The 19,527-nt window shown below is 41.6% G+C and carries 16 protein-coding genes; 10 read left to right on the top strand and 6 right to left on the bottom strand.

The features are described from left to right. Nucleotides 1–15: 15 nt before the first annotated feature. From E4S40_RS07385 to E4S40_RS07360, 6 genes are all read right to left on the bottom strand, one after another. Nucleotides 16–1,419, bottom strand: a complete 1,404-nt coding sequence (locus E4S40_RS07385) for an efflux transporter outer membrane subunit (protein ID WP_135072699.1) — start codon at nucleotides 1,417–1,419, stop codon at nucleotides 16–18. Next, a complete protein-coding gene (locus tag E4S40_RS07380) occupies nucleotides 1,416–4,586 on the bottom strand; it encodes an efflux RND transporter permease subunit (RefSeq protein WP_135072698.1) in 3,171 nt (1,056 codons plus the stop codon). Before E4S40_RS07380 ends, E4S40_RS07385 begins: the two co-directional genes overlap by 4 nt. Nucleotides 4,587–4,590: 4 nt before the next feature. Next, nucleotides 4,591–5,724 carry an efflux RND transporter periplasmic adaptor subunit gene (locus tag E4S40_RS07375; protein ID WP_135072697.1) on the bottom strand — a complete coding sequence of 378 codons (1,134 nt, stop codon included), beginning with the start codon at nucleotides 5,722–5,724 and terminating at the stop codon, nucleotides 4,591–4,593. A 127-nt stretch (nucleotides 5,725–5,851) separates the two neighbouring features. Then, on the bottom strand, nucleotides 5,852–6,445 hold the full coding sequence (locus E4S40_RS07370) for a YceI family protein (RefSeq protein WP_135072696.1): 594 nt from the start codon (nucleotides 6,443–6,445) through the stop codon (nucleotides 5,852–5,854). Between the two features lie 76 nt (nucleotides 6,446–6,521). Then, complete coding sequence (locus E4S40_RS07365) at nucleotides 6,522–7,796, bottom strand: hypothetical protein (protein ID WP_135072695.1); 1,275 nt, start codon at nucleotides 7,794–7,796, stop codon at nucleotides 6,522–6,524. Between the two features lie 20 nt (nucleotides 7,797–7,816). Beyond that, on the bottom strand, nucleotides 7,817–8,395 hold the full coding sequence (locus E4S40_RS07360; RefSeq protein ID WP_161971783.1) for a YceI family protein: 579 nt from the start codon (nucleotides 8,393–8,395) through the stop codon (nucleotides 7,817–7,819). 415 nt (nucleotides 8,396–8,810) lie between these two features. Here E4S40_RS07360 and uvrA point away from each other — a divergent pair, with 415 nt between their 5' ends. From uvrA to E4S40_RS07310, 10 genes are all read left to right on the top strand, one after another. Beyond that, on the top strand, nucleotides 8,811–11,651 hold the full coding sequence (gene uvrA / locus E4S40_RS07355; RefSeq protein WP_135072693.1) for an excinuclease ABC subunit UvrA: 2,841 nt from the start codon (nucleotides 8,811–8,813) through the stop codon (nucleotides 11,649–11,651). A 72-nt stretch (nucleotides 11,652–11,723) separates the two neighbouring features. Then, a complete protein-coding gene (locus E4S40_RS07350; protein ID WP_135072692.1) occupies nucleotides 11,724–12,782 on the top strand; it encodes a sensor histidine kinase in 1,059 nt (352 codons plus the stop codon). A gap of 11 nt (nucleotides 12,783–12,793) precedes the next feature. Next, nucleotides 12,794–13,528 (top strand): LytR/AlgR family response regulator transcription factor, encoded by a 735-nt coding sequence (locus E4S40_RS07345; RefSeq protein ID WP_135072691.1) that lies wholly within the window; start codon nucleotides 12,794–12,796, stop codon nucleotides 13,526–13,528. A gap of 122 nt (nucleotides 13,529–13,650) precedes the next feature. Continuing rightward, nucleotides 13,651–14,406, top strand: coding sequence for a LytR/AlgR family response regulator transcription factor (locus E4S40_RS07340; RefSeq protein ID WP_135072690.1), 756 nt, complete (start codon nucleotides 13,651–13,653; stop codon nucleotides 14,404–14,406). Nucleotides 14,407–14,992: 586 nt separating this feature from the next. Beyond that, nucleotides 14,993–15,565: a hypothetical protein gene (locus E4S40_RS07335; protein WP_135072689.1), complete on the top strand. Its 573-nt coding sequence runs from the start codon at nucleotides 14,993–14,995 to the stop codon at nucleotides 15,563–15,565. A 79-nt stretch (nucleotides 15,566–15,644) separates the two neighbouring features. Continuing rightward, nucleotides 15,645–16,367 carry a CPBP family intramembrane glutamic endopeptidase gene (locus E4S40_RS07330; protein WP_135072688.1) on the top strand — a complete coding sequence of 241 codons (723 nt, stop codon included), beginning with the start codon at nucleotides 15,645–15,647 and terminating at the stop codon, nucleotides 16,365–16,367. 153 nt (nucleotides 16,368–16,520) lie between these two features. Continuing rightward, the gene (locus E4S40_RS07325; protein WP_135072687.1) at nucleotides 16,521–17,039 is read left to right on the top strand and encodes a Crp/Fnr family transcriptional regulator; all 519 of its coding nucleotides are present in this window, start codon (nucleotides 16,521–16,523) and stop codon (nucleotides 17,037–17,039) included. A gap of 88 nt (nucleotides 17,040–17,127) precedes the next feature. Next, the gene (locus E4S40_RS07320; RefSeq protein WP_135072686.1) at nucleotides 17,128–17,535 is read left to right on the top strand and encodes a DoxX family protein; all 408 of its coding nucleotides are present in this window, start codon (nucleotides 17,128–17,130) and stop codon (nucleotides 17,533–17,535) included. A 5-nt stretch (nucleotides 17,536–17,540) separates the two neighbouring features. Further along, on the top strand, nucleotides 17,541–18,443 hold the full coding sequence (locus tag E4S40_RS07315) for a dioxygenase family protein (RefSeq protein ID WP_135072685.1): 903 nt from the start codon (nucleotides 17,541–17,543) through the stop codon (nucleotides 18,441–18,443). Between the two features lie 449 nt (nucleotides 18,444–18,892). Next, the gene (locus tag E4S40_RS07310; RefSeq protein ID WP_135072684.1) at nucleotides 18,893–19,453 is read left to right on the top strand and encodes a TetR/AcrR family transcriptional regulator; all 561 of its coding nucleotides are present in this window, start codon (nucleotides 18,893–18,895) and stop codon (nucleotides 19,451–19,453) included. The last annotated feature ends 74 nt before the right edge of the window (nucleotides 19,454–19,527 follow it).

Genomic DNA, 19,527 nt, shown 5'->3' with positions numbered 1-19,527 from the left:
TTTAGATTTTTGGGCTTACCATCCTCCTCCTAGGGCAACATAAAGGCTGGAATAGGAGCTAAGCAATTCTTGCTTGGTTCCGGCCAAATTCAATTGTGCATCAAAAGCCTGACGCTGGGATTCCAAGTATTCCAAATAGGAAGTTACCCCCTGATTATATCGCTCCTGTGAAAGGAACTGCGCCTTGACAGCAGCTTCTACATGTTCTCGTCTGGCAATCAGTTCTTTTTTTAGCGATTCGATGGAATACAACAAGTTTTCCACTTCCTCATAGGCACTCAAGACTGTCCGCTCGTAATTTATAATTGCCTGTCTGGTTCTGCTTTCTTCTATGTCCACCTGCCGCTGAAGCGCGCCCCAATTGAATAATGGACCTAAAATGCTTGCTCCAATATTCCAAGAAGCCCCATCACTCCCAAGAGAGGAAAATTGGCTTCCTGTTACTCCAAGTAGGCCTGACAGAGAAATATTAGGCAGCCGACTCGCCTTGGCTGAGCCAAGAAAGGCATTAGCTTCAACCACATCTTGTTCTGCAATTAAGATGTCCGGACGGCGAACCAATAATTCCCCTGGTAAGATTTCCGGAAAATCAATTTCTTCAGGCTGCTCAAGAAGTGAAATTCCAGTCTCTTTTTGATCTGGCAATTGACCTATTAATCGACTAAGGAGATTTTCAGATGATACAATCAATCTTTCCCAAATAGGAATACTTCCTGCAGCTATAGCCTTTTGAATCTGAGCCTGGTTCAGGTCAATTTCGGCAATAATTCCTTTATCAAATCGCTGCTCGATGATGGAAAGCATACTGTCCCGTAGCGACAGTGTTTGTTCGGATATTTCGAGCCGCATTTTATATTCCAAGAGTCGGAAATAAGTAGTAGCTACTGTATTAACAAGGCTTAATTTCACTGCCCGATGGCCTTCTTCGGAAGCCAGAATTGCCGCTTGAGCTGCTTCATTCAACCGACGGTATTTTCCCCAGAAATCAATCTCCCAATTGACCGATCCAAAACCGGTAAACACATTTTGAGTTGAACCAAGATTAAATCCCGCAAAATTTCCTCGCTGTGCTCCGGCTGAATATCCGATACTAGGCAGCATCTGTGATCTTTGGACAACCAAAGCAGCTTGTGCCTGTTGAATCGATTCTGCAGCAATTTGAAGGTCTTGATTATTTTCAAGGGCCTGCTGAATCAAATCCTGCAACACCTCATCCGGAAAAAGCGAATACCAGTTGATATTAACTGCTGAATCAATAAAGAGGGTATCCACATTGACCGGAAATGAATCCAGTCTTCTGCTCAAATCATCCGTTCGATAAGTGTCATAGGCCAACACCTCTACCCCTTGGTAATTTTGACCCGATTTGCAGGACCAAAGCCCCAAAATTACGATAGCTATTCCCAGTAATCTTCTCATTTTGTATCTGATTTTAGGGCCAAATCACGTTTTTGCTCGTAGCGCGCCAGCTTTCCTACCAGCACAAAAAGCATGGGATATAAAAACAAGCCCAGTAGGGTAGCCACTCCAATACCTCCCAACAGAGCCATTCCCATGACCTTCCGGGCAATTGCTCCCGAACCACTTGCCAAAATCAAAGGCAATACACCCAGAATGAATGAAAAGACTGTCATCAATATAGGTCTGAATCGAAGTTTGGCTGATTCTACTGCCGCATCAAACAAGCTCATACCTTCATCAAATTTGATTTTGGCAAATTCTACTATCAAAATGGCATTTTTAGCTGCCATCGCAATGAGCATCACCAGAGAAATCTGCGCGAAAATATTATTCAAATACAATTCATCGAAGAGCCTAGCTACATACAAGAACAAGAAGGCTCCAAAGAGGGCGAAAGGCGTTCCTAGCAAAATTGCAAATGGCATTGACCAAGACTCATACTGAGCTGCCAAAATCAAAAACACAAAGAATAGAGAGAAAGCAAAAACAATCCCGGCCTGTCCGGAGGCAGCCCGCTCTTGATAGCTCATTGCATTCCAGCTAAAAGTCATATCATCCGGTAAGACTTCAGAAGCTACCTCTTCCAAAGCATCCAAAGCTTGTGTGGAAGAATAGCCCGGAGCTGGAGCCCCTGTAACTTCAGCGGAACGGAACAGGTTAAATCTATTGGTGTAATCAGGTCCGACAATGGGTCTAACCGTTACAAAACTCGAAATAGGAACAGATTTCCCTTCTCTGTTTTTAATGTAAAAAAGCTCCAATCCTTCTTCACCTTGCCGATATTCAGGTTCAGCTTGAATATAGGCTTTGTACAGCCTGCCAAAACGATTGAAATCATTGACATAAGCACCTCCTAAATAAGCGGCAAAGGTGTTATACACATCCGAGAGTTGCAGTCCTGCTTTCAGCACTTTTTCCTCATCAATTTCGATAAAACGCTGGGGTACAGTCGCCTGATATGTCGTAAAAGCTGAAGCAATTTCGGGACGGCTTTTTGCTGCTTCAATAAACGCGTATGTGTGTTGAGCTAAATAAGCTGGATCCTTGCCTTCCTTATCCTGAATCATGATGCTGAATCCTGACCCATTTCCAAGTCCCGGAATTGCCGGTGGACCAAAGGACACGACTTGACCTCCCTTTATTTGAGTAGCAAAAATCCTGTTCAGACGACTCATCATTTCAGCTGCGGTAGCTTCCCGGTCATCCCAGTCTTTCAAGGTGACAAACATAAATCCTGTATTGGGAATAAAAGACCCTGCCAGCAAACTGAATCCAGAGATAGCAGTTGCAAATTCGGTTTCTTCCTGAGCCATCACGATCTCCTCTACCTGGCGCATGACCTCATCTGTACGCTGCATGGAGGCGGCATTTGGGAGTTGAATATTGACATATAAGTATCCCTGATCTTCTTCTGGAAGGAATCCGCCTGGAACCATCCTGCCAAAAATACCTGCTGCTACCAAGGTAATGATAACATACACGGCTCCACGCTTTAATTTTCCTGCAAAGAGCTTTGCTACTCCTGTATATCGATCTGTATTGGTATCAAACCAACGATTGAAGCCTCCAAAAAACTTCCCCAAAGGACCTTTTTGCGGACCGGTGGAATCTTTGAGCAATAGAGAACAAAGTGCCGGGCTGAGACTCAAGGCGTTGATGGATGAAAAAATCACAGAAATCGCAATAGTAATCGCAAATTGCTGATAGAGCTTGCCCGTAATCCCTGCCATCGCAGCAACCGGAACAAAAACTGCAACCATTACCAATGTAGTCGCAATTACTGGTGCACTAACTTCCTTCATTGCTGCTGTAGTAGCATCCTTGGGACTCATCCCCTTCTGCATATTCACCTGAACTGCCTCCACCACTACAATAGCATCATCCACCACAATACCAATTGCCAAAACAAGGCCCAAAAGAGAAAGTGTGTTAATTGAAAAACCCAAGAGCGGGAAAACCATAAAGGCAGCAACCAAAGAGACTGGGATGGCAAGCGTAGGGATTAGGGTCGCTCGCCAGTCTTGGATAAAGAGAAAAACCACCAAAATAACCAAGACAAGCGCAATGACTAGTGTTTCGATAATTTCAGCTATACCAGCAGTGATTGGTTTGGTAGAATCTAGAGAAACTTCATAATCTATCCCATCTGGAAAGTTTTGCTTCAACTCATCCATCGTTGAGATAATTTGTTGGGAAAGCTCTACGGCATTAGATCCGGGAGATTGATAGATAGCAATGATGGCACTCTCACTTCCATTTAGTCTGGAAAAGGAATTATAGGATTCAACGCCCAATTCCACCCGGGCGATATCTTTGATTTTTACTTGGCTGCCATCAGCCTCTGATCGGATGACCACGTTACCAAACTGCTCTTCAGTAACAAGACGATCGGGGAGCCTTACAGTGTAGGTAAATTCTGTTCCTGGAGGAGCTGGCTCGGCTCCAAATTTTCCACCTGGAGCGACGACGCTTTGCTGCCTAATGGCATTCATAATCTCCGGCACAGTAATTCCCAATCTAGCCAAGCGGTCAGGTTTCACCCAAATCCGCATGGAATAATCACTGGAGCCCATTACCTGCACACGACCCACTCCACGAATTCGAGCCAATTTGTCCTGTACATTAATTAATCCATAATTTCCCAAAAATGACTGATCATAAGTACCATCCGGAGAAGTCAATGCAATAAGCATCAAAATATTCGGCATGGATTTTTGTGTCTTCACACCAAGCCTTTTTACTTCTTCAGGCAGTTTAGGAGTGGCGGCAGCAGCCCTAGTTTGGGTAAATACCGTATTCATATCCGGATCCGTCCCCAAATCAAAAGTTATATCCAGTGCCAAGGTTCCATCATTGGCATTGGTGGATTTCATGTAAAGCATGTTTTCTACTCCATTGATCTCCTGCTCGAGCGGAGAAGCTACTGATTGCTCTACACTGATTGCATTGGCTCCAGTAAATGCGGTACTTACACGAACCACCGGCGGAGTAATCGCCGGATATTGCTCAATAGCCAATCCAAGAATGGAAACCCCACCAATAATGACCATGAATAGAGCAATCACTATTGCCACTATGGGTCTTCTGACGAAAAAGATATGCTTTTGGTCTTCGATCTGACTCATGGAATTACTGGTTGAATTGAGATTGGAACTCCACTCCCTCAGGTTCTATAGTCATTCCATTTCGGACCATTTGTAAACCTTCCAAGACTACACGATCTCCATCTGAAACCCCTGATTTTATCAAAAAATAGTCTTTGTATTTCCCTAAAATCTCAACCTCATCACGGGATATCACATTATTTGAATCTACTTTGAACACAAAAAATCGCCCTTGAAACTCACTAACTGTTCGCTGTGGCACAATCGATCCATTTTCAACTTCCTGTATGATAGCTCTGACTCGGGCAAACTGTCCTGGTCGGATCAGGCGATCGGGATTGGGAAAAGTAGCCTGAATCAAAATGGTACCCGTTGATGCATCAATCTGCCTATCGATGAAATCCACATAGCCAACCTGGTCAAAAATACTTCCATCGGATAACACCAACTGCAAGGGTAATTGAGCTTTTGCTTGCTCTGGATGTTCTTGGTATTCTCTGAAAAGACTGAGATAATCATTCTCCGATAAGAAAAATTCTACTCTCACTGAATCAATCAAAGAAACAGTATTCAAAATGACCGGATTTGGATTCCTTCCCACAAATTCACCCACTTTAGCATTGGTCTTTCCTATCAGTCCATCTATTGGAGATTTGATTTGGGTATAACCCAATTGGATTTGCTGAAAATTCAAGCTAGCCTGTGCTGCATTTACTGCGGCCTCTGCAGCATCTTTTTTTGCAATTGCTGCATCCAGATCCTTCTGGGAAATTGCATTAATTTCTGCCAAAGGCTCATATCGAGCGAGGTCATTTTCCGCTTGAGTAAGCGCAACTTTTGCCTCCGCCAACTGACTTGTTGCCGCGTTGACAGCTTCTCTAAAAGGATCCTGATCTACGGTGTATAGTAATTCGCCTTTTTTAACCAGTTTTCCCTCCTGGAAATGAACTCCCTCCAAATAACCCTCCGTCCTAGCTCTAATAGGGATATCCACTTTCCCATAAACCTGAGCTACAAAGTCTTTTTCAAGTTGGACATTTTGGGCTTTGACTTTTACAACCTTGATTTTTGGAGCTGGTAATGCTGTCAGTGACTCGGATTTTTCACCACATGAAAAAATCAGAAAAACTCCGACGAAAAGCCATAAAACTCTTTTCATACATCAAATATTTATTAAGCAATCAAATTAAAATTTTTTGATTGTACTCGCTAAAAAATTGAAATTTTTGATGCCTTTTTTGACTTTTCTCGAAAGTTTCCTCACATAAAGGAATATTCTAAAAAAATTAAATCTTTTCTAATACGAGGCCGAAATTGACACTGATGGAATTTTGAACCTTCACAGCTCCCAAAAATTTAACAGGGGGATCGATTTGAAAGTCTTTAAACGTAACCTCTTGGGATCCCTTAAGCAGCGTTTTGCCGTTTTCTTCTTTGAATAATTTGCAGGAAATAGGAAATCTTCGGCAAACACCAGCAAGGGTGATTTCCACGTTCCCAGTTAAGCTTTCTTGTGGAGTTCCGAGATTTTTTCGGACCAAATCTAAAAATCGAACGCGGATTTCTGGATGTTCTTCAGCTCGAACAGTCTCGTGAAAATCCTTGGTCATAATGCGGTTGAAACAATCAAAGCTATCAGAGGATAACACAACCTCCCCGGACCATACCGCATATTTCTGTTCTGGGAAGAGAATCTCAGTCAACACATCTTTTCCTGAATATTTAAATGACTGACATTCGAAGGTATTGATATTGGTTTTCCCAACTATGACAACTTCACTTTCTGACGCAACCTTCCACTGATTTTCTTCCATAGTTTCCTTGGGCATACTTCCCAAGTAAACTACCAATCCGAGAAAAATATATAGTAAGGTTTTCATATCAAAAGCAAGTTGAAAAGCTGGCACCTTTCATCAGTGCCAGCCTTAAATATACCTAATTTTGACTTTCTATCAATTAGAAGCTGATAGCTGCTTCAAGGTTAACACCCTTAAACTGACCACCATTGTACTTACTATCAGTTGCAAATCCAGACTTATACTGCTGATTCACATATTCTAATTTGATAAGGACATTGTTGGTCATAAACCAGCCTCCACCGATATTAGTACGGGTAATTTTCAAGTCGGCAGCATCCTCTGTTGCATTTCCTGTTACAGAATTGTACCGAGCACCTAGGTAGAACTGTTCCATAGCTCCGAATCGATACAAGGCTTCCCCTGCTACTTGGGTAAATTGACCATTTCCTTGGTCTTCAGAGTTATTGGCGATTTCATAGATACCAAAGAACTCAAATCCGGAAACTTTCAAGAATGGGTTGAACTGAATCGCAGATACTTGTTTGAATCGTGGGTTGAACCGACCTTCGAAATCGTTTACTCTTTCTGCTCCAACTTCTTCCATGATTTTGTAGTAGCGAGAACCAGCCCGATCACCACCGAAGAGATAAGTACCGGTCGTTGTACCATTATTTATATACCAAGAACCTGTCAAACGGAAGCGTACATCATCATTAAACTGCTTGTCGAAACCTAACTTTCCGTAGAATGATGCCTTATTGTCAGAATTGTTGTTAACGACTACACTTTGATTCAATTTACCGTTAGTAAGACCGATCACACCAATGAACCCGTTTTTTTGGATAGTCAATTCTCCAAAGGCTTCAGTTGAAAACGCATCCATGATATAGTTACCAATGAAAGGGTTGAAAATCACGCGTGCGTTATCGGATCTTCGGAAGTGCGCGTCACCATAGTTGAACTCATCCAAACCTACCGTAATTGTGGCTACGCTCATGAATCCTTCCAAGAATCCAGGACTGATGAAGTCCAATTTGTCAATCTGCATGTGACCACCTTTTACCCAAGCCTCATTGTGGTGCTTGGAAGAAAGGTATGTTCTCAAGTGTAAGCGAAGACCATCCGCCAATTGGGTGTTGATGTTCAAGTTGGCAGTAGGTAAGTTGACATTAGATCCAAGGTCCACCAGATTATTCAAGGAATTAGAATGGTTGATAGACTGAAACTGAAGAGCGAAGTCTCCACCAACGAACACCTTTACTTTTTCAAATGTGCTGTTTGTTTCCTTTGGCGTTTCAAAGACGTTAAGTCCTCTCTTGTCATTTGCTCTGAAATACTGAAGCTTATCAGATTCACTTTCTTGAGCAAGAGTTGTTGTTACGGCTGCGAGAGCGAAGATGCCCACATTCAACCAAGTAAGTAGCTTTTTCATAATAAAAAGGATTAAAAGGGTTAATTTTTCATTGAGTAAGTGGTATTGAAGCTCAGGGAGAGCTCATTACCGGTTTTGATGGTTCCAAATACCGCCGTAGGAGGCTCTAAGGAAAATTGCTCGAAGGTAATATCCTGTTTGCCGCTGAAAACGACACTGTTTCCTTTGACTGAATAGTTTACATTCAAAACAATATCCCTGGAATTTCCACCAATGTTAAGTTTGCCTTTGGCTTTTACTGTTGACTCAGTCAACTGTTCCACTTGGGTTAGCTGGAAAGTGATCTTTGGAAAATCATCTGCATTGATTGCCTCATAGGCATTTTTGTCCATGGAAGATTTGCCGCTTTTGAGGGCTTTGGTTTCCAAGGCAAAATTGAGCGATTGAATTTCTGCAATTTTCCCATCTTCCACTTTCATAACAGCCTGACCAGCCACACCATTCTCTGCGACCATGTCCCAGTCATGTAAGGTGGAAGTTCCAGAAACTTTCATTTCTGCAACATTGCTTACACTGAAAGTTTGCTGAGCTAGGACCGTACTGAGATTGGCTACCCAGAGTAGGGCTAGGATTACTGATAATGCGCTTAGCTTTTTCATAAGATTAAAGGGTTTTATCCGCATTGGATGATTCAAAAGTAGAGGACAAAAGCTTAGCGAGTCGTGACAAGAGTTAACCCAAAAAGTGACTTTTATCACATATGAAACTGGTGTTCTGTCATTTTGCGATTCGTAATTATATTTTGAACATAAACTAATTCAGAATACATTTCAGAACATTATTTATATTTTATAAAGAATTTCAATCTTATATTTTTTTAATTTGATAGTTTATAAAAATTACTATTGAATTTTCCGGCAATTCCTCCTCCCGGTTTTGATTCGCTAGGAACTGATCAACATCATCAAAAAATTCTGAACCAATCCTTCCTTGGCTTGTTGTTCCTATTGGCACTTCAATCCCTTTTGGTAGAATAATTTCTTACCTTCGCCATTTAAAATTGCAGTCAAGTTTATGAGCCAAGTCACTGCCTCGCAGGAAGAATTCATTGAAATCTTTGGAGCACGGGAGCACAACCTGAAGAATTTGGATGTGAGGATTCCTCGCAATCAATTGGTGGTTGTCACAGGATTAAGTGGAAGCGGAAAAAGCTCCTTGGCTTTTGACACCATCTATGCAGAAGGTCAGCGACGCTACCTAGAGAGCTTCTCTGCTTACGCCCGGTCATTTTTGGGCGGAATGGAGCGCCCTGATGTAGATAAAATCAATGGACTTTCTCCTGTTATTGCCATTGAGCAAAAGACTACCTCTAAAAACCCGCGGTCTACCGTGGGTACGGTTACGGAGATTTATGACTTTATGCGCTTGCTCTATGCTCGAGCAGGGGAGGCTTTTTCCTATCTGACAGGGAATAAAATGATCCGTCAGACGGAAGATCAGATTATCGAGCAGCTTTTTTCAAAATTCTCCGGTAAGAAACTTTACCTTCTCGCTCCAGTCGTAAAAGGTAGAAAAGGGCATTATCGTGAACTTTTCGAGCAAATCCGAAAGATGGGATTTTCAAAAGTTCGGATAGATGGTGTGGTAATGGAGATGGTCCCCAAAATGCAAGTGGACCGATATAAAATCCACGACATTGAAATCGTCATTGACCGAATTGTGGCTGATGAAGCAGACCGTTATAGGATTACCCAATCCATCAAATCTGCTTTGCAGCACGGAAAAGGCGTTATGATGGTCCGCGATGAGGAAGGCCAGATTCATCATTTTTCCAAATACCTGATGGATCCGGAGACAGGGCTTTCCTATGATGAGCCAGCTCCCAATCTTTTTTCTTTCAATAGTCCCTATGGAGCCTGCCCAACTTGTAATGGCTTAGGTATCACCGAGGAAATCACCAAAGAAAGCATCATTCCTGATCCTAGTTTAAGCATTACCCGTGGGGGGATCGCTCCACTTGGGGAGTACCGTGATATTTGGATCTTCAAAAAAATCGATGCCATTCTCAAGCACTATAAGTGCAGCATGAGTACCCCTATCGGAAAACTTCCCGAAAAGGTTGTCGATGTGCTTCTGTACGGTTCGCAGGTGGAAGTGGCAGTAGATTCTGTCAAATATCCGGGAACTAAGTGGCATACAACTTTTGAAGGAATCATCAATTTCCTGCAAAAGCATCAAGAAGGAAGCTCTGAAAAAGTTCAGGAATGGGTTTCTGAATTTACTGTTACCAAAACCTGTCCAGATTGTGAAGGATATCGCCTAAAAAAGGAGGCTCTGCACTTCAAGATTGACGATACTCACATCGGGGAATTGGCCATGATGAATATCCGGGACTTGGGTAGATGGTTTGAAGGACTCGAGGAAAGGCTAAATGAAAAACAGCAGGTTATCGCTGCCGAGGTTTTGAAGGAAATCCGTAAGCGAATCGGTTTCTTGCTCGATATAGGGTTGGATTATTTGACACTCAATCGTCCTTTGAGGACCCTTTCCGGAGGAGAAGCACAACGAATTCGTTTGGCTACGCAGATCGGAACGCAACTAGTCGGAGTTCTTTACATATTGGATGAGCCTAGCATAGGATTACATCAGCGAGATAATGTCAAATTGATCAAGGCACTCCAAAGCTTGCGTGACTTGGGAAATTCTGTCCTCGTAGTGGAGCATGACAAGGACATGATGCTGGAATCAGACTTCGTCCTAGATATGGGTCCGGGTGCGGGAAGGCACGGCGGGCATGTAGTAGCTCAGGGTCATCCAAAAGACATCTTGAAACAAGGTGGCGTCACAGCCGATTACCTCAAAGGTAAACTAGGCTTACCTATTCCGGAGGAACGAAGAAAAGGAAAGGGCCTTTCCTTAGAATTGGAAGGGGCAACTGGAAACAATCTTAAAAATGTCAATTTAAGCATCCCTCTTGGGACCTTGACCTTGATTACAGGTGTTTCTGGAAGTGGAAAAAGTACCCTGATCCATGAAACCTTATATCCGATCCTAAGACAACATTTTTATAGTTCCAAAAAAGAACCTATGCCTTACTCCAAGATTTCTGGCTTGGAGCATTTGGATAAAGTGATCGAAGTAGATCAATCCCCGATTGGACGAACTCCAAGATCCAATCCAGCTACCTATACAGGGGTTTTCTCAGATATTCGGGCACTCTTTACAGAATTGCCGGAAGCAAAAATCAGGGGATACAAACCGGGTCGCTTTTCCTTCAATGTGAAAGGAGGACGCTGTGAGGACTGTGAAGGAGCCGGCATGAAACTCATCGAAATGGATTTCCTTCCGGATGTGCATATTCCCTGCGAAACCTGTAAGGGCAAACGCTACAATCGGGAAACCCTAGAAGTTCGATTTAAAGGAAAGTCTATTTCTGATGTCCTGGAAATGACCGTGGAACAGGCAGTGGAATTCTTCGAAAACCAACCTAAAATCCTTCGGAAAATCAAAACCCTGAACGATGTGGGCCTAGGGTACATCACCTTAGGGCAGCATGCGACCACCCTTTCCGGAGGAGAGGCTCAGCGAGTGAAATTAGCTACCGAATTGTCCAAAAAGGATACAGGGAAAACCTTCTATATTTTGGATGAGCCTACCACGGGACTTCACTTCCAAGATATCGAGCTCCTGATGAATGTCTTGCAAAAGCTAGTGGACAAAGGAAATACTGTCCTAATTATCGAGCACAATCTAGACGTGATCAAAGTGGCTGACTATATCGTGGATTTGGGGCCGGAAGGCGGAGATCAAGGCGGACAAATTATAGTAGAAGGAACTCCAGAAAAAGTCGCCGCTAATTTCAAAAGCCACACTGGAAAATTCCTGAAGATGGAATTAAATCCGCGAAAGGGGTGACAATCAGTAGAAATGTCCTTTTATCAAAATCTAAAAAGTAGCTTCATCCTCTTCCTTTATATTTAAGGTTCGATGAACCGTAATCAATTATACTGGCTCTTACAAATTCTCGGATGGGGAAGTATTGCTTTGGTGCAGATCGCACTGGCTTCGCTTTCTCCTACGGGCATTGCCCCTGTCCAAATTTGGGCCCTGATTGTTTTGGCCCAGTTCAATTTGGGGGCCACTCATTTCCTTCGCTTTATTGTCAAGCGCTACAATTGGTTTAAGCTGAAGATTCCCCAGTTACTATTCCAGTCCATTTTGGCCATGTTGGCTCTGAGCTTTGTGAATATCGGCGCTCAGATTCTAATCAACTTGGCTTTTGGCACCTTAAACCCTGAAGAGGACTTTCAAATACTTGTAATTCTGGCAAACCTATTCATCGCATTCCTTTTCTATGTGATGTGGTTTTTGCTCTATTTCCTTTTCCACTTTTTGGACAATTACAACACCTCTTTAAAGTATGAGGCTAAAATCAACCAAATCCGCCTCAATCACTTAAAAAGTCAACTGAATCCCCACTTTATCTTCAATGCCCTCAACTCCGTAAGAGCATTGGTAGATGAGGATCCAACTAAGGCAAAAAACGCTATCACCCGTATATCCAACATTCTCCGCTTTTCCTTGATGATGGATAAAAAACAAACCATTGATTTTGAGGACGAGCTTAATACGGTAAAGGATTACCTCATGCTGGAATCCATCCGCTTTGAAGAGCGCCTAAAAGTCATTTATAGGATAGAGGATGAGGCTTTTTCCTATAAAATCCCTCCCATGATGCTTCAAACTATCGTAGAAAATGCGATCAAGCACGGCATTTCTAATTTGGTCAAAGGAGGTATTATCGAAATCAAATGCCGGGAAGGACTGGAAGATGATTTGTATATTCAGGTGAAAAACAGCGGACACTTGGCTGTACCACCTAGCTTGAAGCCTACTGCCGATGGAGGCCACGGACTGAGCAATACGGTACAACGCCTCAAGCTGATCTATGGAGATCGGGCCAGTTTTCGGATATTTAACTCCGAAAACGAATTTGTAATCACAGAAATCAAAATACCCAAACAAAGGGTTACCTTAGAACAATAAAAAAACAAACTATGCGAGCCATTGTAATCGATGATGAAAGATTGGCGAGAAAAGAGCTGATCAACCTTCTCAACCAACTGGAAACAGTGGAAGTAGTAGGGGAAGCAGTAAACGTAGAGGATGCCAAAGAAAAGATTGAACAACTCCAGCCGGATGTAATTTTCCTGGACATCCAAATGCCGGAAAAAACAGGTTTTGATCTCTTAGAAGAATTGGATGCTGTTCCTCACGTGATTTTCACGACGGCCTATGATGAATATGCCCTAAAAGCTTTTCAAGTCAATGCCTTGGATTACCTTTTGAAACCAATTGAGCCGAAGCGCTTGGAAGAAGCAATTGCCAAGCTTACCGGGAAAATCGAAAAACAGCAAAAAGCTGAAGCAGAGGCTCAAAGCACCAACTCCAAGAAACTAACTTTGGACGATCAGGTATTTGTGAAGGATGGTGACCGATGCTGGTTTGTTCGCCTTGCTAATGTCAGACTCTTTGAATCTGACGGAAACTACATCAAGGTTTATTTCGACAATTTCAAACCTATGATTCACAAATCCCTGAATGCTTTGGATGAGCGCTTGGATGAAAAGTCATTTTTTAGAGCGAGTCGAAAGCATATCATCAATTTAGGTTGGGTCGAAGGAATCGAACCTTGGTTTAACGGAGGATTGGTCGTAACTCTCAGAGGAGGAGACAGAATCGAAGTCAGCCGACGCCAAGCAGCCCGATTTAAGGAAATGATGAGCCTCTAAAAATATTTCATAGACAAAAAAAAGCATTTGATTTCCGAATTTTATTACTGAACTTAGGAACATCAAGGTTTTGATGTGATAGAAACCTTCTATTTTGTTCACTAAAGTTTGCTAATCAAGCTATGAAAGAAGAGCGGATTCTCATCGTCGAAGACGATCCAAGTATCGCAGAGAATATCCAGGAAATACTTGAGCTCCTTGGATATGTCAACATAGATATCGCCAACTCGGCCAATCAGTGTATCAAGGTCATCAAGAAATACCGCCCCGACCTGATATTCATGGATATCAAGTTAAAGGGCGACAAAGATGGTATCGAATTGGGCGAAATCGTCAAGCAAATGGTCGATGCACCCTTGGTTTTTGTGACCTCCTACAGTGACCCCACTATCATCGAGCGAGCCAAGCGAATCGCACCTGCCGGCTTTATCGTAAAGCCTTTCAACACGAATGATATTCATGCCATTGTAGAAATCGTTCTCTACAACAAGCGGACGAAACCTGCTGTGGAGGCGGCAGTGGTCAAAAACGGAAATGAAAGTCCATTCTTGGTAACTGATGCAGTCTTTATCAAAGCCGATAATGCCTTCGAGCGAGTGCCTTATGATGAAATTTATTACGTAGAGGCCAATGGAAACATGGTCACTATTTATACCAAAAATCGGGATTACAGTATCCGGAAATCCATGAAGGAAATCGAGGAGATCTTACCTTCTCATTTGTTTTTGCGAGTTCAAAAATCCTTTATCGTCCACTTGGGACAGATCGAAAGCTTCAATACCAAAGACATCAATCTCAAGTCAGGAGCGGTAGTTCAGGTCGGAAGACAGTACTACAACAGTTTCTTGGCGAAATTGAATACCATTACGGAAAGTTAATTAATCACCCAATTAACGAAAAAAGAATCCTGCCTCGAGAGAAGCAGGATTTTTTTGCAGTATTATGGTTTATCTCACGCTATAGGAGGGTCAAATCAACAAAAGGAAATCCCACTCCAAGACTTTTTAAAAAGAAAAAAACCTAACCCGCTCAAGATTAAACTCCCTATACTCGGAAAATAGATCAATTTTAATGAAGAATACCTTAAACAAGGTATTTGACATATCTCAAGAATACCGTTTATTGTAAAAATAAAAATTAGTGAAACTTTTGGGTAAAAAGCCTATCAATTGGTAATACAAATTTCAATTAGGGAAGGCTATTCAGGTGAATTGCAACTGTAATAAAAACCATGATCCTATTGGATCAAGATTAGCCTAGAAGTAAAACCACCGCAAGCAGCCTGTCGAAAACCAATTGATCCCTAAGGGCGCACCATCTTTCCGTTAGGTCAAATCTTCATTTGACGATTTTTGGAAAAATAAACGCCACAATTCTTAGGGCTTTATGGCGCTTAGCCACCCAAAACAGAACGCTATCCGCCATTTTATGGCGTAAATAAGTAAGTTGTGGTTAATTTCGAAAATGAAGAGACTATTCCTTATAATAATAATTGCGATCTCCTGCGACAGAAAATCTGAAACCCAAAACTTGGATATAATTGTTGATGAATTGGTCTTAGCAGAAATTAACCAATTCAATTCAAGCCTTTGGGATCAAATTGAAAATAGATTCTATGAAGCAATTGGTGAGCCATTGTGGATGAATAAAAGTAAGATCGAGCTACTCGCAGATTTTATGTATTCTCATCATGTCATGGGATATCCCTCAAGTTTTGCTTTGAATGATTTAGATTCAAACCTTTTAAACGAATTGAATAAAATTGGCTTCACGAAAAATGATGACGCAGCTCATGTTTTTATTCACTCCACAATTGCTGAGAAAGTTAATTCAATTAATTTTCGGGGAGATATGAAGAAAGAAGCGCCAATGATATTTAGTTATTCAGCGGTTGATCCAGATTCCTTAAGTCTTTCATTTTCACTTATGGACTATGAATTGCATAGGCGCATTAATGAGAAGGATCTCGAAAGAACAGGGCTATACAAACTTACAGTGCTATTCTACTTCAGCGAATTAATAAAAAGAAAAAACTAACCACAACAACGGCTATAGCACATGCCCTGCGGGACACGTGCCATAGCCAAACCGTTACCTGCCATATAAAAAGTGATTCATGGTAATTATTAAAATACTTGGAAACCTGATACCCGCTTTATTTGGCTTGTACGCAATAAGAAAGTGGAGAAAAAATCATTTTACACGCACAGAAATTGGTCAAAAAATTGGATTTCGACCATTTTCATTATACCAACTTGTAAGTGGTCTTTTACTAGGTGCATTCGTTTTTACCACAATTTTTTTAGTCGCAATCAAACTTGAGCTAATAGAAATAATAAGTTTTTCATGGACGAATGGAAATTTTATAACTGCAATTCTAATGTTCTCGGCAGGAGCTATTGGAGAGGAGTTGATATTTCGCAGTTTTTTTATAAATGGTCTTAAGGAGTTTACCAAGTCCAAAATTGTCCTTCTATTAGTTCCAGCAATTTTTTTCAGCCTTGTCCACATAATGAATAGTGGCTCAACTCTATTATCTTCTTTTAGTGCATTTATTGGAGGACTTATGTATGGGTACGCATTTATTAGAACTGAAAAACTTTGGTTACCTGTGGGACTTCATTTTTCTTGGAATTTTTTTCAAAGTTTCATTTATGGATTTCCGGTAAGTGGATATATAAAACAACGGTTGTTTGAGATAAATATTAAGGAAGAAAGTCAACTTTGGTTGGGAGGGGATTATGGGCCTGAAGGTGGTTTATTAGGAATAGTTGCAAGATTTACAGTGATTGTACTGATTTGGATATTAATAAAAAATACGGCAGGTAACAAAGGCTAAGAAAACATAGGGCGGATAAGGCTTTCAGAAAGTTTCGTTCATTTAGCAAACTTCAGTTTCGGTGGACAAGTAATCGCTTCGAAAGCCCTACGTTTCTTAGCCGGAACGTTGGGTGTAATTTGAACAACCCTACCTGCCGCTGTTTAGAGACTCATGAAACTATTCAACAACCTAGAAACCGTAACTGTTGCAAAAGGGACAATTTTGCAGCAAGCGGGCGAAACGACCACCAAGGGTTACAGAGTTGCAAAAGGGTGTCTCAAAAGCTATGTACTGGATAGATCGGGCAAAGAACATATTTTACAGTTTGCGCCTGAGGATTGGCTCATAACAGACATGGACAGTTTTTTCCATCAACTGCCTTCCAACATGTTTATCGAAGCCATAGAAGACAGTGAGGTGGAAGTTTATTCGAGAGCGGTTTTGACAGAAATAGAAAATTGGGAAACGGAGGCACTTAAACAGATGAACGTTAAACTGCGCAACAATTTAATTGCAACCAACAAAAGGCTTATTGCAATGCTAAGCGCCACCGCAGAAGAGCGTTACATTGGTTTTACAGAAACCTATCCCACACTTGTTCAACGGTTGCCGCTAAAACTCATTGCATCTTACATAGGCATAACTCCGGAATACCTGAGCGAGATAAGGCGCAAGATTGCACGTAAGTAACCTCCGATTGTCATTTCTTAAGCTACCTTAAGTTTTAGCCCAAATTGTCGCAAGAAATTTGTCGGGTAATCAATTAGCACTTAAGAAAATGACAACTACAAAAAACAACAAGGCAATCAATATCTCATTATGGATTGCGCAAGGCTTATTAGCAGCAATGTTCATTATGGCTGGAGCAATGAAATCGACTCAACCAATTGAAGCACTTGCAGAAATGCTACCTTGGGCAAATGAAGTTCCATCGGCACTGGTTCGTTTTATCGGTATTAGCGAAGTTCTGGGTGGGTTAGGTCTTTTGCTTCCTGCTTTACTGCGTATAAAACCAATACTTACTCCAATTGCAGCAGCGGGTTTAGTTGTTGTTCAAGTGTTGGCAGCAGGCTTTCATGTTACGCGTGGCGAGAATGAAGTTATCGGGATGAATATCATGCTGGCACTGGTAGCAGCATTCATTGCTTGGGGCAGAACCAAAAAAGCACCAATCCAAGCAAAATAATTCTGATGGATAGAAAGGCGTTTCTTCGTAAAAGTGTTTTAGGAGTAGCAGCTATGAGCACATTAGGCAGTTTAAAGGCGTTTACCGACACACTTCCCATACAGGGAAAACGAATGCCTGTACTTTTCACGTCTCATGGCAACCCAATGGATATTCTTATGACCAAAGAAGAGCGTCCATTTTGGAATGGTCTTTACGAATTGGGAAGAAACCTGCAAAGTACCTATGATGTGAAAGCAGCCTTGGTAGTCTCTGCACATTGGTGTACCAGAGGAACCTTTGTAAATGTTTCTCCTCAACAGGAGCAGATATTCGATTACTATGGTTTTCCAGACGAATACTACAAGGTTTATTATAACGCAACTGGCGCTCCAGACATAGCGCATGAGGTAAAGAGGCTTGTTCCATCCATCACGGAAACCACGGATTGGGGCTTAGACCATGGGGCTTGGCCTATGCTTATGCACTTGTTTCCCAATGCCAATGTTCCCGTTTTTCAGCTTAGCATCGACTATTATGCAAAGCCAGAGTATCACTTTGAGTTAGGAAAACAATTAAAAGCCTTACGCAACAAAGGAGTACTCATAATCGGTAGTGGTTCGCTCATTCACAACCTAAAGTTGGTAGGGGAAAAAATGAGAAAAAACGACATGACCCCATTCGGATGGGAAGCCGATTATGACGCTTGGCTCAAAAAGCAGATTGACGAGCGAAACTTCGAGAACATCATCAACTACGAGCAGAGCAACAAACTCGGAAAATTGGCGGCTCCCACACCCGACCATTATGTGCCCGTTCTGTATAGTCTGGGGATGACAGATAATAAGGACGATATTCGTTATTTCTATGAAGACCCGCCTTCATTACCAGCGTTCAGCGAGCGGAGTTTCATCGTTGGACAGGTCTGATTAAAATTGGAAAGAAAAACTACACCCAACAAAAGCTAAGTATCAGGGCTATGGTATTGCGTAACTTGGGGCAAAACACTTCGCGCTCGTGTTCGTCACGGTGGATAGGACTGCGTCCCGTCTCCCGCCCAAACACTTAGCTGAACCGTTATATGGAACCATCCGCATTTGTTACTTTCCGAATATTAAGTGACTCCCCTATAATTGAATCTTTTTGTGTTAGCATATCGGGAGCTTCTTACTTATGGATTTCATGGTCCATACCCTTATTGATTTCCGAGATATTTATTAATTGGAATAAAAAGTAAAATTGAGGGACCGTAAAAAAAGCCACTAAAATTCAGAAGACAAATTCTTGTCTTCTGGGCTTTTTTCAATGAATTTGTCCCGATTTCTAATTAGATTTTTTTAAGTTCAATTTAATATTTCAGCTTCTTATCAAAGTTTTTATGAAAGATACATGGATTGAAACAGGGTATAAACAATTTGCACTTTTTGGCCCTAAGCTTTTAAATGTCAATAAATTAAGCAATGAAGTGGGTGTATCCCGAGCATCTTTTTATCACCACTTTGGAGATATGGATGTATTTATTCAGGAGCTATTGATAGTTCATTGGAAGATAGTTACCGAGTTTAATGAAAGGGGGAAATCTTGTAAATATCTTTTTCCTGATTTCTATGAATTTTTGGCTGACTATCCTATCCCTCTTCAATTCAATATGCAACTCTTTCATAATCGGAGCATACCAGAATACAATTTGCTGTTTATCAAAACCTATGAAGCGTCGGCAAAATCCTTCTTATTAAATCTTTTTGCCAAGCAATTCGCTCTTTCGATGGATAGTAAAGATCTTTATGATCTCTGGTTAACAGTGGGAGAAGCTTGGTATTCAAGAATAACGAAAGATGACCTATCAGCCCCCACTTTACAATTGCATGGAGAAAAAATCATGAAATCCGTGCTGAGGTTTGCAAAAAGCCAAGTGTATTCTACTTTTAAAATCACCTAACCCTTTAATTATGTACAGGATTGTCTAGAACCGGGGTTTTTTATTTTTTATTTTAGACTAGCTGCTATTCGGAA

This window comes from Algoriphagus kandeliae (assembly GCF_004571135.1).
Classification (GTDB): Bacteria; Bacteroidota; Bacteroidia; order Cytophagales; family Cyclobacteriaceae; genus Algoriphagus; species Algoriphagus kandeliae.
This window is presented reverse-complemented; position numbering and strand designations above follow the sequence as displayed.

Bases quoted from the DNA above. Each gene is read 5' to 3' on its own strand.
- E4S40_RS07385 (WP_135072699.1), bottom strand. From the start codon at position 1,419: ATGAGAAGATTACTGGGAATAGCTATCGTAATTTTGGGGCTTTGGTCC.
- E4S40_RS07380 (WP_135072698.1), bottom strand. From the start codon at position 4,586: ATGAGTCAGATCGAAGACCAAAAGCATATCTTTTTCGTCAGAAGACCC.
- E4S40_RS07375 (WP_135072697.1), bottom strand. From the start codon at position 5,724: ATGAAAAGAGTTTTATGGCTTTTCGTCGGAGTTTTTCTGATTTTTTCA.
- E4S40_RS07370 (WP_135072696.1), bottom strand. From the start codon at position 6,445: ATGAAAACCTTACTATATATTTTTCTCGGATTGGTAGTTTACTTGGGA.
- E4S40_RS07365 (WP_135072695.1), bottom strand. From the start codon at position 7,796: ATGAAAAAGCTACTTACTTGGTTGAATGTGGGCATCTTCGCTCTCGCA.
- E4S40_RS07360 (WP_161971783.1), bottom strand. From the start codon at position 8,395: ATGAAAAAGCTAAGCGCATTATCAGTAATCCTAGCCCTACTCTGGGTA.
- uvrA (WP_135072693.1), top strand. From the start codon at position 8,811: ATGAGCCAAGTCACTGCCTCGCAGGAAGAATTCATTGAAATCTTTGGA.
- E4S40_RS07350 (WP_135072692.1), top strand. From the start codon at position 11,724: ATGAACCGTAATCAATTATACTGGCTCTTACAAATTCTCGGATGGGGA.
- E4S40_RS07345 (WP_135072691.1), top strand. From the start codon at position 12,794: ATGCGAGCCATTGTAATCGATGATGAAAGATTGGCGAGAAAAGAGCTG.
- E4S40_RS07340 (WP_135072690.1), top strand. From the start codon at position 13,651: ATGAAAGAAGAGCGGATTCTCATCGTCGAAGACGATCCAAGTATCGCA.
- E4S40_RS07335 (WP_135072689.1), top strand. From the start codon at position 14,993: ATGAAGAGACTATTCCTTATAATAATAATTGCGATCTCCTGCGACAGA.
- E4S40_RS07330 (WP_135072688.1), top strand. From the start codon at position 15,645: ATGGTAATTATTAAAATACTTGGAAACCTGATACCCGCTTTATTTGGC.
- E4S40_RS07325 (WP_135072687.1), top strand. From the start codon at position 16,521: ATGAAACTATTCAACAACCTAGAAACCGTAACTGTTGCAAAAGGGACA.
- E4S40_RS07320 (WP_135072686.1), top strand. From the start codon at position 17,128: ATGACAACTACAAAAAACAACAAGGCAATCAATATCTCATTATGGATT.
- E4S40_RS07315 (WP_135072685.1), top strand. From the start codon at position 17,541: ATGGATAGAAAGGCGTTTCTTCGTAAAAGTGTTTTAGGAGTAGCAGCT.
- E4S40_RS07310 (WP_135072684.1), top strand. From the start codon at position 18,893: ATGAAAGATACATGGATTGAAACAGGGTATAAACAATTTGCACTTTTT.